Below are 12554 nucleotides of genomic sequence, written 5' to 3' on the forward strand. Positions count from 1 at the left end.
AGGTAGTTTTCTATCAAAATGTCGATATATTTCTGTTTCCTTACGATTAATACGACTGTGAAATTAATATAACTGCTCTGTAGCATACATTTAACGCTTTGTTAACTAGTTTAAAAACATCTTGAGGCTTTTTAAACCATATGAGTTAATTTTAAAAACCATTATTTTATCTGCAAAACGAAAGGAATGTATCTTTGTAAAGACCATTAAGATGGTAAAACAAACAAAAAATGAAAAATCAAATTCTAATAGCTTTTCTTTTACTAGGAGCTTTTTTAAATGCACAATCTAATTCTTACAATACTAAAAAAGGCTATGCTGCTGAGGGTTATGATGTAGTGGCTTATTTTAATAACGAGGCAAAAAAAGGTGATGCAAAATATACAACTACTTGCCATAGCATCAAATATAAATTTAGTAATGCTGCCAATTTAAATGCGTTTAAAGCAGATCCAGAGAAATATTTGCCACAATATGGTGGGTATTGTGCCTATGCCGTTGCTAAATCTGGAGAAAAAGTATCAGTAGATCCAGAAACTTTTGAAATAAGAGATGGTAAGCTGTATTTATTTTACAATTCATGGGGTACAAATACCTTAAAACTATGGCAAAAAGAATCGCCTGAAAAACTGAGCCTTATTGCAGATGAGAATTGGAAAAAGATAAAAAATAATTAGTTTTACTTTTGATGTTAGTTTCTTGTATATAAGAGACTAATAGTAGTGAAATATGTACATGACTTTTTTTGGTACATGTTTTGATGAGTAATTTGCAACCATGAAGAATTACATTAAAATAATTATTTCTGGATTTCTGATAAGCTTTTTAGGGTCTTTACCACCAGCTACGCTTACCGTTACAGCTTTTAATGTTGCGGCATCGAAAAGTGTTAATGATGCCTTATGGTTTTCTTTAGCGGTAGTACTCGTAGAATTAATTATAGTACGGTTAACTTTAATGGGCGAAGAGAAAATTAATTTTGAAGGAAGACTTTCTTTCTATTTAATTCCAATAGCTGCAGCCTTACTTTTATTTTTAGCCATTAATAGTTTTATTGGGCTAGGAAAAGTATCAGAATTAAATACCACTAGAGCAATTTTTCCAGGAATAAGTTCCTCTTTTTTATTAGGAATTGTATTAAGTGCTTTAAACCCGTTACATATCCCTTTTTGGATGGGATGGAATAGAGTGTTAGTTTCTAAAAATACCTTGCAGAAAAATTGGAGTTCCTACACGGCATATATTCTTAGTATAGGAATTGGTACTATTGGAGCTCTTATGGTATATATTTTTGCAGGAAGTCGTATATTTCAAAATTATGAGCAATACATTACTATAATTAATTTCATTTTAGGCTTGATATATTTAGGTTTTTCATCTTATCTTTTCACCCTATTTTATAAAAAACATTTAAAATTAAAAATACAATAATAGCATTATGTTCCCATCTTCCTTTAACACCATTCAACAATTTAAAGAAGTTCTTTTAGAACTCCCAGAAAATACATATACCAAACAATGTAATGTTCTTTCTAACGCTACTATAGGTCAGCATACAAGACATGTAATAGAATTATATCAATGTTTAATTAACGGTTATAACGAAGAGGGTGTAAATTACGATAAAAGAGAAAGAAATAAGCAGATAGAGTTAGATGTACATTTTGCAATTGAACAATTTACAGCCATACAAGAAACCTTAGAAAAACCTAATAAAGAGATTACGGTTAGTTATGAATTAGATGGTAATACGGTGAACTTAGCCTCTAATTATTTTAGAGAAGTGATGTATAACTTAGAACATTGCATACACCACCAAGCACTTATAAAAGTTGGCTTAATACAATTAACAGACATGGTAATACCAGAATGTTTTGGTGTTGCCCCATCTACAATGCATTTTAGAAAGCAATGTGTACAGTAAGCTTCATTTCTAAAAACGATACTTATTTTGTCACTTCTAATCGTGATGAGCATATTTCTAGGCCTTCTGCTTTTGTACCAAAAGAAGATACTATAAATGGTCGTAAAATTACTTACCCTAAAGATCCAAAAGCTGGTGGAACATGGTTTGCTATAAATGATAATGGGGGAGTAGTTGTTCTACTAAATGGTGCTTTTGAAAAACATATTTCTACAGGGAATTACACTCGTAGTAGAGGTTTAATTGTATTAGAAATTAGTAGTAATGCCAACCCAATAGCGTATTTAGATGAAATTGTACTAGAAAATATAGAGCCTTTTACTTTAGTGGTTTTTGAAAATGGAACTTTAGTAGAGTTTCGTTGGGATGGTGTAACCAAGCATTTAAAAAAATTAAGTGTAACGGAAAATTATATTTGGTCTTCGGCAACACTATATACTGCCGCATCAAGACAAAATAGAGAAGATTTATTTAAAGTATTTTTAAAAGAAAAAGCGGCTCTTAAAGCCAGTGATGTCATTGATTTTCATACCAATTATAATGATAAAGAAAATGGCTTTGTAATTGATAGAGAAACAGGTTTAAAAACCTTTAGTGTAACACAAGCTATTTTAAACACTAACGGTATTTGCCTAGATCATTTGAACTTACTTGCTCATAATACAAAGCATTCTATTGCTATAAAAATACCAGAAGAAACAAATTCTATATAATGAGTAGGCTACAATTAAAACTTCATAAAATATTTCATTGGGAGTATTGGCCTATGGAGTTTATTTACTACCCAATTTTTCCTGTATGGTTGTTTTTTGCTATTAAGGCCAGGTCTTTCTTCTTTTTTAATGCAGCAAACCCTTCCATAAAAAATGGTGGAATGGCTATGGAATCTAAAATGGAAATATATGATATCATTCCAGACCAGTATATCCCTAATACTATTTTAGTAGAAAAAGGAATGTCTGTAGCAGCTGCGCTTAAAAAAATAGAAACAGCAGAAATATCATTTCCTATGATTGCTAAGCCAGATATAGGAATGAAAGCATTTGGAGTAGATAGGATTAAAAATGAAAAAGATTTACAAGCCTATATCAACAGAACATCAAATGATTTTTTAATACAAGAACTTATTCCTTATAAAAATGAAGTAGGTATTTTTTATGTGCGTTACCCTCATGAGAAAAAAGGAAGAATTACAAGTATTGTTTCTAAAGAATTTTTATCTGTTTTAGGAGATGGTCAACATACTATTGTAGAACTGATAAAGCAGACGCCTAGAAGCTATTTTCAGTTAGCTTCTTTAAAGAAAAAATTTGGAGACAAACTAAATAGCGTCTTAAAAGATGGGGAAGAATTTATTTTAGTTCCTTACGGTAGTCACACAAGAGGAGCAAAATTTGTAGACAAAACCTATAAAACCAATAAAAAATTAACGGATACTATTAATGCTATTTGTACCCAAATACCAGATTTTTATTATGGTAGATTAGATATTCTTCATACTACTATTGATGATTTAGCTGAAGGGAAAAATTTTAGTATTATTGAAATCAATGGAGCTGGGAGTGAGCCTACTCATATTTACGACCCTAAACACTCTATTTTATTTGCTTGGAAAGAAATTATAAGACATTGGAGTATGCTCAATCAAATTAGTATACTTAATCATAAAACAGGACATGGAGGCTACTTAAGTTTTAAAGAAGGTTTGTCTATGTTAAAAGAGAATAGCAAATTAGAAGAAAAAATAAAAATGATTTAAGATGAGATTTAAACAATTAATTTTAACCGTTATTTTAATGTTATTTGCTTTTTCTTTTGGAATAGCGCAAGATACTGATGCAAGTACTAAGAAAACAGCTTATGGGTTGTCTGTACAGGTATACCCAGCAGGTATAATACCTACTTTAAATGCAGAACACTATCTTTCAGAAAAAGCTTCTTTATTATTCCGAGTAGGAGGTAATTTCACAGATCGTAAAGATTTTAGTGAGGAAAACGATAACGAAAAAGGAGCCGGTTTTGGTGGTAGTTTTGGATATAGAAAACACTATGCGGTTGGAAAAGGAGAAATTATTGCAGGTTTAAACCTTGATCTTTGGAACCTATGGATCGATTGGCAAGATGGTATAGGAACTGCAAACCCTACCTCTGGTACAACGTATACTTTTGTAGTGCAACCATGGTTAGAGACGGGTTATTTCTTTGATTTAAAAAATGAGTCTAAAATTGGAGTTACACTTGGTTTTGGAAGAGAAATTAATGCAATTACCAATGGAGAAGATGTAGCTCAGGATTTTATTGGAAGTATTTCACTTCAATATTATTTCTAGTTTTTAAAGAATGAACAAGCAGTTTAGCATAAGATGGTATTTTTGTATCATTTTTTGCTTATTCAACACCCTTAAAATTACAGCGCAAAGTCCTGTGATAGAATTTAAAAAGGGAGAAAAAAATACTTTTACTTATAAAGGGGATCTCCAAAAAAAGAAAATACCTGGACTTATAAAAAAACAAGCTTTAATAGCCCTTTCCTATTATCCAGAATTAAATAACACAAAAATTGTTTTTAGACTACGCAAACGAAAAACGCCATTAAGTTGTAGACCCCGAATCACTAGTATCTTTAAAAAAAAGAAAAATAGAACTTATATTATCACCATTAGTACTGGAACAAACACTACCCTTGCGCCAATTTTATTTTCTAAACTTCCTTATAATGCTCAAATAGGCGTTTTAGGGCATGAATTAGGGCATGTTTTTGACTATAAGAACAAAAATAGTTTTCAAATCATTGGATTATCCTTTAAAATTCTTAATCCAAAATTTGTAGATAGTTTTGAGTTTCATACAGATCATATCGCTATAACACATGGTTTAGGCTATCAACTTTTAGATTGGAGTACTTATGTACGTAAAGCCTTAGGGATTAAAGAATGGAAGGGTGCTTCTAGTGATCTTACTTCTGCTACATCGCCAGAAAATCAGCGATATATGAATCCTGATACTATTAAAGAGAAAATGAGTGCTTTAGAAATGTACAACTGATCACTTATATTTTATAACGGAACCCACTTCTCATATAAAAGGTATTTTTATTATTTAAGGTAGCAATTGTTTTAAGTTTCCGATCTCTTAAGTTTACAGCATTATTTAAAATATAAGATGCGTTAGCAAAAAACTCCACATGTTCTGCTAATTTATATTCATATTGCAGCCCACCAGTAATTAATGAAACATTAAGAATTTTAGCTTCATCTATATTATTAACAAGGAGGCCTTCTTGAATATTGGAAGTAAAACCATCTAATTGAAAGACAAGTTTAAATCTTGATTTTTTAGAAAAGTGATATTGTAAATTTGTTTTAGGGACCCCAATGTTGTAAGACCATTTTGGATGAAACTTTCTGTAGTAACTAACAAAGGGAATAGGGAAGGGAATACCCCTATTTTCAGAATAAGAAATCCCCAAGATTAAGCGATACGGTTTTGTTGTTAAATCATCTTCTTTTTTATCTTTAATAAATAAAATTGCCGTAGAAAATACAACATCATCGATACGGATGGCTTTAGCTGATAAATTTGAGCTGAAACCTGGTGTTAACCTAGCTGCAAAACGCCAATCATTCTTCATTAAAAAAGTATATCCAATATTAAAATCTAATAATTTAAAATCGGCTATTTTACTTTTTTCAAAGCCTATTATTTCATCATTAAAATTTAATTCTATTGTGCTATAATCTAATCCTAAAAATAGATATTTATCTTTTTTGAGTTTAATAGGATAATTAAGTAAAGCTCTAATTCTATTATATTCTTTATCTGATTTTCCTTTAGGAATATGTGTAAAGTCTACACGCACTAGATCTGATAATTGTCCAAAAGTATGCGTTACAGATAATATGCAGATACCAATAATAATTAAAGAACGATGCATACTAATTATAGCGATATACTTGGACATTATGCATTATTAAAAATAATATTTAAGTGTCTAAAAGCCCCATTTTAAGGGCGTGTTTGGTAAGGCCAGCTAAATTTTTGACATTCAGTTTAGAAATTAAATTTTTTCGATAGCTCTCTATAGTATGTTTGCTTAAAAATAAAGTGTCTGCTATTTCTTGCGTTGTATTTTCTTCAGCAATTAATTTTAAAACCTCTTTTTCTCTAGTTGTTAAAGCAATCTCTTTATTTTTTTTCTCCTCAAACATTGCATCTGTGTATGCTTTTTTAATTTCAGGAGCAAAATATTTATCGCCTTTAATTATAGTGTTGATAGCATCAAGTAATTCTTCTTTTTCAGCATTTTTAGGAACATAGCCATCAACATTATTTCTGATAAGTTGATCTATCATTCCACCATCTATATGCATGCTAACCACTAAAGTTTTTAACGATGGGTACTTTTCTTTTACAATTTTATTAAGCGCAATACCATCCATTTCTGGCATAGTTAAATCAGTAATTAATAAGTGTATATTATCAACACCATTTATGTCTAGATATTTTGCAACTTGTGCCCCATTTTTTGCCGTTAGTATCACTGAAAATTCTGGAGCATCTTTAAGAATACTCATTAATCCATCAATAAACATTTTATGATCATCTGCAATGATAAGATTGTACTTCATGAGTCTTACTTTTTAATAGTAAGATATAAAAATAAGGACTTCAATTCATTTAAGCTAAAATATCCGTAATTATGAGAAAATTTGATCTATTTAAACAGGGATGTCTATCGAAATTACAGAACCTCTTCCTATAGTAGAATCGATATGTAAATTACCTTTTAATTTTTCAACCCTACTTCTTACATTAGAAAAACCAATACCTTCTGAAGTTTTGTGACAGTCAAAACCTTTCCCATTGTCTTCAAATAATAACGATAATTCATTGTCTATACTATTTAGATGTATATCTATATTACTAGCTTGAGCGTGTTTTACTGTATTCGTCATTAATTCTTGAATGATTTTAAAAATTTCCATTTGTATTTTTTCATCCAATGTGTTTATTGTATTTTCTGGGTGTGGATAAAAACTGATATTGAGCTGTCCTGTATTTGAAATGGTTGCGATATAATCTTTAATCAGTTTTGTAAAAGCATTTTGTTTAAATTTTTTAGGAATTAAGGTATGCGATATATCCCTAACCAATTGGTAGGTTTCATCTAATTGACTTCCTATGGTTTTAAGCTGTTCAGTGCCTCTGTGTAAGCTTGCTAATTGTAATTTAATACCTGCTAAATTTCCTCCTATACTATCATGTAATTCTTGGGCTATTCTTTTTCGTTCTTCATCTTGCCCTTCAATAGCTGCTTTTATTAAATTAAGTTCTTGCTCTTGTTTTAATGCTGCTACTTTTTGATTATTAATTTCTTCCTGTTTTTTTGCCAATTGACTTTGGGCTTGTAATTTTTGATAATAGGTGTACAACAATGCAAAAATTGGGATTAAGATGACTAGAAAACCTATTAAGAATGCTGTTTTTATGGTTTTTTGCCTTTTTAATTCGGCTTCTTTTTTAATTTGAGCTTCTTGCAAATCAGAAATTTCTTTTTCTTTTTGAAGTGTTTCATATTGTATTTCTAACTCCTTAATAATTTCACGTTGCTGCTTTGTCTTTATTTCGTATATGACATTAAAAAGTTGCGTCATTACCGCATAAGCATTTTTATAGTCTTCTAGTTTAGCAAAGCATTTAGATTGTATAATAAGTGACTCTCTTTGAAACTGTAGGTTTTCTGTTTCCAGTGCATTAATATGCGCAAATGATAAGGCAATAGAAGCTGTTTCATAGAACCCTTCATTAAAATAATACTTGGCAAGTAATAAGGAACCTTCAAAATAGATGCCATCATAGCCCTTAGCTTTTGCTTCTTCTCTGGTGTTTTGATACTCTTGAAATGCAGCACCTAATTCTTTTTGCGCTTCATGAAGTTGGGCCAATTCCAAACGTGTCATGAGTTGCATTTCTACATCATTTAAAGATTTTGCAATTTCAAAAGCTTCATTATAATTGTTTTTAGATTTTTCATATTCCTTTTGAAGTCGATATACCTTTCCTAACAATAAACTGTTTTTTGTTTTTAAAGAAGGAAATTCAGGTGAAAAATCTATCGCTGCCTGATTAAGAATTTCAATTGCTTTTTTGAATTCTGTTTTTTGAATATAACATTTTGCTAAGCCCAATTTGTTTTTGTACTGAAACTCAGTAAGACCCACTTTTTCTGCATCTTGTAAGCTTTTTATATGCCATTTTATCGCATTATCTGTAAGTCCGTTTAAATAATTACCTGTGCTTAAAAAATAATGGGCCCTAGCTAAATAATGTTGTTTTATAGCTGTGGTCTGATTCCAGTTATTAATTTCTTTGCGATATAAATTGGCATAATGTAAAATGGAATCTGTAATGCTTTTTTTAGTATGATGCGCTATGAGTTGTTCTATAACAGAAAAGCGTTTTGTGCCATATGTTGTAGTTTTTAATGCTTTATAGTATTCTAGTAAAGACTTATCTACCTTTCTCTTAGACCATCCAAATGTTATTTTTTGTGATGTTGTATCTTTTTTAACCGAAGCAACGCCTTTTGGAGTATGCTGTGCCAATACTAAGTTTAAGAACAGAAGAAGGTAGCTGTATAGGAATACACCGAATACAAATGCTATTTTATTTTTTTTTGGAACCATGAATATAAATTAAAGATAAGTAGTAATCCTTTATTATTTATCTTTTTCTGTTTATAAGGTTTCAGACCTGTAAAAATTGTCTAATTCCCAGAAACCTTTAGGCATAATTTCTGATGTAAAAGCATCAGTAATCATAGTTTTTAGTTTTATCTTGGAATTTTTGCTAGCATTGTATATAGGAGTGATGTTACCGCTAGTGCGTATAAAGGTATTATAATGAAATGTATCGCTGCATACCTTTAAAATATATTCAAGTATGTTGTTTTTACTGTATGTAGATGTATCCTGAATTGTTGTTTTTTCCTTACCAGAAAAGAAAAATAGAATAATGAAACTACTCATTAGTATTGAAAAAAAAATCATAGTTAGAATTTTAAGATTTAAGACAACTCAAAATACTGCATAAAAAATTAGAAAAAATACCCGGTTTTCAGGGATTTTAAAAGTTATTTCTTTTTTTCTAAAATAGATTCTATAATTTGCTTAGCATGGATTCTTGAATTTTCAATAAACCATTTGTGCGTTTCTGTACCGCCACAAATAACCCCAGCTAAATACAGATTTTTAATATTGGTTTCCATGGTATCAGGATTGTATTGTGGAAGTTTTTTTCCATCTTCAGACAGTTGAATACCTAAACGTTCTAGAAAAGAAAAGTTAGGCCTGTATCCTGTTAATGCTAAAACATAATCATTTTCTAATGTTATGATTCCTTTTGGAGTGTTTATAGCAATTGTTGTTGCAGTAATTTCTTTTATGGTTGCGTTATAATATGCTTTAATACTACCTTCTTTAATTCTATTGATAATATCTGGTCTAACCCAATATTTAACGCGTTGCCCAACTTCTGGTCCACGAATAATAAGACTTACCTCTGCTCCCTTTCTATAGCACTCTAATGCAGCATCAATAGCAGAATTACTAGCGCCAACAATAGCTACTTTTTGACTAACATAAAAATGTGGGTCTTTATAATAGTGCGAAACCTTGTCTAACTCTTCTCCAGTTACATTTATGGTATTTGGAATATCATAAAAGCCAGTAGCAATAACAATATGAGCTGCTTCGTATTTTTTTTTATTAGATTTTACAGTAAAGTAAGCTTTGTTTTTTGTAATATTTTCTACTGTTTCAAATAAATGGATGTTTAGCTGATTGCTAATTACAATACGCCTGTAATATTCTAAAGCTTCATTTCTTTTTGGTTTTGCTTCTTTGCTGATAAATGGAACATCACCTATTTCTAATTTCTCTGACGAAGAAAAGAATTGCATATTAACAGGGTAATTAAAAAGCGAATTTACGATAGGCCCTTTTTCTATAATTAAATGGCTTAAGCCATTTTTCTTAGCTTCTAATGCGCAAGCAATTCCAATAGGCCCGCCTCCAACAATAATAAGATCTATCATATAAAATTATCCTCTTAATTCTTTAAGTTGTTTTATGGTATCTATCGGAGTATCACTTTTAAAAACAAAACTGCCTGCAACTAATACATCAGCCCCAGCATCGGCTAAAACTTTTGCATTTTTAGAAGTTACACCACCATCAATTTCTATTAAAGTGGAACCCTTTTTTGTTGTAATTAATTGCTTTAATGCTTTTACTTTATCGTAGGTGTTTTCTATAAAAGATTGTCCTCCAAAACCAGGGTTAACACTCATAAGACAGACTAAATCAATATCATTTATGACATCTTCTAAAAGGGATATGTTTGTATGAGGGTTTAAAGCAACGCCAGCTTTCATTCCCTCGGCTTTTATGGCTTGTAAAGTTCTATGTAAATGCGTACAAGCTTCTAAATGAACAGTAAGGTTAGCAGCTCCTAGCTCTGCAAAAGTTGTTATGTACCGATCAGGATCTACAATCATTAAATGCACATCTAAAGGTTTAGTTGCATGTTTTTGTATTGCCTTTAAAACAGGCATACCATAAGAAATATTAGGCACAAAAACACCATCCATAATGTCTATATGATGCCAGTCTGCATTACTTTGCTCTACCATTTCTACATCGCGTTGTAGGTTGCCAAAGTCTGCTGCTAGTAGTGAAGGTGCTATTTTTATTGTACTCATTTGCTTGTAGTGCTATATTCTTATACAAAAGTAATGAATTGCGATTTATATATGCTTTAAGCCTTCATAAACAACAATACTAACGGCATTCGCTAAATTAAGGCTTCTAATATGTTCGCTGTAGAGTGGTATTTTATATAAATGCGCTTTATATTTTTGAGTAATCTCTTTTGGTAATCCTACAGATTCTTTTCCAAAAACTAAAAACATATTGTTTTTATAAGGTAAAGACCAGTGTTCTTTTTGAGCATGACTGGAAAAAAAAGCAAGCTCTTTGTTATGATGTTGCTTAAAAAAATCTTCTACACTATCATATATAAAAAGTGAAATATGCTTCCAGTAATCTAGCCCGGCACGCTTAACGCGTTTATCATCTAAAACAAAACCAAAAGGTTTTACCAAATGTAAATGACACCCAGCACCAAGGCTTAATCTCCCAATATTTCCTGTATTATTTGGTATTTCGGGTTCTATTAAAACAATATTTAATGGCATTATTGAATTGATTTTAAATAAAGTTGTTCTACTTTTTTTCTTGCCCAAGGCGTTCTTCGTAAAAATTTTAAGGAAGATTTTATAGTTGGATTGCTTTTAAAACAATTGATGTTAATTTTTTCAGAAAGTTCTGCCCAACTATATTTTTCAACTAAATATTCTAAAATATCAGCCAGTTTAATTCCATGGAGCGGATTGTTTGGCTGTTCTTGTTTTGTGTTATTTTCCATAGGCTTAATTTGTATAAATGAAAAAACTCCGGTAATCAGCCGGAGTTTATTCATCAATCAAAAAACGAACAGTCATGATAACTGTTGTTACGTTCACAAATTACAATTTTAAATGCTAAACTCCAATAGGAGCGCAAAATTGTAATTCAATTTTTTTAAACTATTGTATTAACCAAGGTATGTTTTTAATATTTTACTTCTAGAAGTGTGTTTTAATCTTCTGATTGCTTTTTCTTTAATTTGACGTACACGCTCTCTGGTTAAATCAAAAGTTTCTCCTATTTCTTCTAAAGTCATAGAGTGTTGCCCTGCTAAACCAAAATATAGGCGAATTACATCTGCTTCTCTAGGTGTTAAGGTTTCTAAAGCTCTTTCTATTTCTGTTCTAAGCGATTCATGTAGTAATTCTCTATCCGGATTTGGAGATTCACCACTTCGTAAAACATCATATAAGTTAGAATCTTCACCATCAATTAACGGAGCATCCATAGATACATGGCGTCCAGAATTTTTAAGAGACTGTTTTACATCATCAACAGTCATATCTAATTCTTTTGCAATTTCTTCTGGAGAAGGTTGGCGCTCGTGCGCTTGCTCTAAGAATGCAAAAGTTTTATTAATCTTGTTTATAGAACCAATCTTATTTAAAGGTAAGCGCACAATTCTAGACTGTTCTGCTAAAGCTTGTAATATAGACTGACGAATCCACCAAACTGCATAAGAAATAAACTTAAATCCACGAGTTTCGTCAAAACGTTGAGCAGCTTTGATTAAGCCAAGGTTTCCTTCGTTAATTAAATCAGGAAGCGTAAGCCCTTGGTTTTGATATTGTTTTGCTACAGAAACCACAAATCTTAGGTTAGCCTTAGTTAATTGTTCTAAAGCTACTTGATCTCCTTTTTTAATACGTTGCGCTAATTCTACTTCTTCATCAGCTGTAATTAGATCTACTTTTCCAATTTCTTGTAAGTATTTATCTAACGAAGCGGTTTCTCTATTGGTAACCTGTTTTGTAATTTTTAGCTGTCTCATTGTATTTTTCTTTCTTAATTATTTTCTTTATGCATAGACTGCATTAACTTATACGTAGAAAAACAAAAAAAGTTACAATATAAGTGCTAAATTTTCATTTTTTAAGATAAAA

Annotated in this window: 16 protein-coding genes; 7 read left to right on the top strand and 9 right to left on the bottom strand. The window is 30.8% G+C overall.

The annotated features are described in order from the left end of the window. The first annotated feature begins 230 nt into the window (after positions 1-230). The 7 genes from ACZ451_RS10460 to ACZ451_RS10490 all read left to right on the top strand — a co-directional run bounded on the left by ACZ451_RS10460 (position 231) and on the right by ACZ451_RS10490 (position 4969). Entirely contained in the window at positions 231-677 is a 447-nt protein-coding gene (locus ACZ451_RS10460; protein WP_464212141.1) for a YHS domain-containing (seleno)protein, read from the top strand. Between the two features lie 100 nt (positions 678-777). Then, positions 778-1431, top strand: coding sequence for a LysE family transporter (locus tag ACZ451_RS10465; RefSeq protein WP_464212143.1), 654 nt, complete (start codon positions 778-780; stop codon positions 1429-1431). A 7-nt stretch (positions 1432-1438) separates the two neighbouring features. Beyond that, a complete protein-coding gene (locus ACZ451_RS10470; protein ID WP_464212145.1) occupies positions 1439-1924 on the top strand; it encodes a DinB family protein in 486 nt (161 codons plus the stop codon). Next, complete coding sequence (locus ACZ451_RS10475; RefSeq protein ID WP_464212147.1) at positions 1912-2637, top strand: NRDE family protein; 726 nt, start codon at positions 1912-1914, stop codon at positions 2635-2637. Before ACZ451_RS10470 ends, ACZ451_RS10475 begins: the two co-directional genes overlap by 13 nt. Next, on the top strand, positions 2637-3683 hold the full coding sequence (locus ACZ451_RS10480; protein WP_464212149.1) for a D-alanine--D-alanine ligase: 1047 nt from the start codon (positions 2637-2639) through the stop codon (positions 3681-3683). Before ACZ451_RS10475 ends, ACZ451_RS10480 begins: the two co-directional genes overlap by 1 nt. Before the next feature lies 1 nt (position 3684). After that, the gene (locus tag ACZ451_RS10485; protein WP_464212151.1) at positions 3685-4254 is read left to right on the top strand and encodes a hypothetical protein; all 570 of its coding nucleotides are present in this window, start codon (positions 3685-3687) and stop codon (positions 4252-4254) included. A gap of 10 nt (positions 4255-4264) precedes the next feature. Further along, complete coding sequence (locus tag ACZ451_RS10490) at positions 4265-4969, top strand: hypothetical protein (protein WP_464212153.1); 705 nt, start codon at positions 4265-4267, stop codon at positions 4967-4969. 4 nt (positions 4970-4973) lie between these two features. Here the strand turns inward: ACZ451_RS10490 and ACZ451_RS10495 are convergent, their stop codons facing one another. From ACZ451_RS10495 to ACZ451_RS10535, 9 genes are all read right to left on the bottom strand, one after another. Continuing rightward, positions 4974-5885, bottom strand: coding sequence for a DUF6268 family outer membrane beta-barrel protein (locus ACZ451_RS10495; RefSeq protein ID WP_464212155.1), 912 nt, complete (start codon positions 5883-5885; stop codon positions 4974-4976). A gap of 22 nt (positions 5886-5907) precedes the next feature. Next, entirely contained in the window at positions 5908-6552 is a 645-nt protein-coding gene (locus ACZ451_RS10500) for a response regulator (protein ID WP_464212157.1), read from the bottom strand. Positions 6553-6642: 90 nt separating this feature from the next. Beyond that, positions 6643-8610, bottom strand: coding sequence for a tetratricopeptide repeat-containing sensor histidine kinase (locus ACZ451_RS10505; RefSeq protein ID WP_464212159.1), 1968 nt, complete (start codon positions 8608-8610; stop codon positions 6643-6645). 51 nt (positions 8611-8661) lie between these two features. Beyond that, positions 8662-8973: a hypothetical protein gene (locus ACZ451_RS10510; protein WP_464212161.1), complete on the bottom strand. Its 312-nt coding sequence runs from the start codon at positions 8971-8973 to the stop codon at positions 8662-8664. A gap of 83 nt (positions 8974-9056) precedes the next feature. Continuing rightward, a complete protein-coding gene (locus tag ACZ451_RS10515; protein WP_464212163.1) occupies positions 9057-10019 on the bottom strand; it encodes a YpdA family putative bacillithiol disulfide reductase in 963 nt (320 codons plus the stop codon). A gap of 6 nt (positions 10020-10025) precedes the next feature. Next, on the bottom strand, positions 10026-10685 hold the full coding sequence (rpe, locus tag ACZ451_RS10520) for a ribulose-phosphate 3-epimerase (RefSeq protein WP_464212165.1): 660 nt from the start codon (positions 10683-10685) through the stop codon (positions 10026-10028). A 45-nt stretch (positions 10686-10730) separates the two neighbouring features. Beyond that, a complete protein-coding gene (locus ACZ451_RS10525; RefSeq protein WP_464212167.1) occupies positions 10731-11180 on the bottom strand; it encodes a tRNA (cytidine(34)-2'-O)-methyltransferase in 450 nt (149 codons plus the stop codon). After that, positions 11180-11410, bottom strand: a complete 231-nt coding sequence (locus tag ACZ451_RS10530; protein ID WP_464212169.1) for a VF530 family protein — start codon at positions 11408-11410, stop codon at positions 11180-11182. The genes ACZ451_RS10525 and ACZ451_RS10530 overlap by 1 nt, the downstream gene beginning before the upstream one ends. A gap of 168 nt (positions 11411-11578) precedes the next feature. Further along, complete coding sequence (locus ACZ451_RS10535; protein ID WP_464212171.1) at positions 11579-12442, bottom strand: sigma-70 family RNA polymerase sigma factor; 864 nt, start codon at positions 12440-12442, stop codon at positions 11579-11581. Between the last annotated feature and the right edge of the window lie 112 nt (positions 12443-12554).

Source organism: Allocellulophaga tsushimaensis, assembly GCF_055383085.1.

What these genes read in the sequence shown, in the direction of transcription:
- ACZ451_RS10460 (WP_464212141.1), top strand. Translation starts at nt 231, where the DNA reads ATGAAAAATCAAATTCTAATAGCTTTTCTTTTACTAGGAGCTTTTTTA.
- ACZ451_RS10465 (WP_464212143.1), top strand. Translation starts at nt 778, where the DNA reads ATGAAGAATTACATTAAAATAATTATTTCTGGATTTCTGATAAGCTTT.
- ACZ451_RS10470 (WP_464212145.1), top strand. Translation starts at nt 1,439, where the DNA reads ATGTTCCCATCTTCCTTTAACACCATTCAACAATTTAAAGAAGTTCTT.
- ACZ451_RS10475 (WP_464212147.1), top strand. Translation starts at nt 1,912, where the DNA reads ATGTGTACAGTAAGCTTCATTTCTAAAAACGATACTTATTTTGTCACT.
- ACZ451_RS10480 (WP_464212149.1), top strand. Translation starts at nt 2,637, where the DNA reads ATGAGTAGGCTACAATTAAAACTTCATAAAATATTTCATTGGGAGTAT.
- ACZ451_RS10485 (WP_464212151.1), top strand. Translation starts at nt 3,685, where the DNA reads ATGAGATTTAAACAATTAATTTTAACCGTTATTTTAATGTTATTTGCT.
- ACZ451_RS10490 (WP_464212153.1), top strand. Translation starts at nt 4,265, where the DNA reads ATGAACAAGCAGTTTAGCATAAGATGGTATTTTTGTATCATTTTTTGC.
- ACZ451_RS10495 (WP_464212155.1), bottom strand. Translation starts at nt 5,885, where the DNA reads ATGTCCAAGTATATCGCTATAATTAGTATGCATCGTTCTTTAATTATT.
- ACZ451_RS10500 (WP_464212157.1), bottom strand. Translation starts at nt 6,552, where the DNA reads ATGAAGTACAATCTTATCATTGCAGATGATCATAAAATGTTTATTGAT.
- ACZ451_RS10505 (WP_464212159.1), bottom strand. Translation starts at nt 8,610, where the DNA reads ATGGTTCCAAAAAAAAATAAAATAGCATTTGTATTCGGTGTATTCCTA.
- ACZ451_RS10510 (WP_464212161.1), bottom strand. Translation starts at nt 8,973, where the DNA reads ATGATTTTTTTTTCAATACTAATGAGTAGTTTCATTATTCTATTTTTC.
- ACZ451_RS10515 (WP_464212163.1), bottom strand. Translation starts at nt 10,019, where the DNA reads ATGATAGATCTTATTATTGTTGGAGGCGGGCCTATTGGAATTGCTTGC.
- rpe (WP_464212165.1), bottom strand. Translation starts at nt 10,685, where the DNA reads ATGAGTACAATAAAAATAGCACCTTCACTACTAGCAGCAGACTTTGGC.
- ACZ451_RS10525 (WP_464212167.1), bottom strand. Translation starts at nt 11,180, where the DNA reads ATGCCATTAAATATTGTTTTAATAGAACCCGAAATACCAAATAATACA.
- ACZ451_RS10530 (WP_464212169.1), bottom strand. Translation starts at nt 11,410, where the DNA reads ATGGAAAATAACACAAAACAAGAACAGCCAAACAATCCGCTCCATGGA.
- ACZ451_RS10535 (WP_464212171.1), bottom strand. Translation starts at nt 12,442, where the DNA reads ATGAGACAGCTAAAAATTACAAAACAGGTTACCAATAGAGAAACCGCT.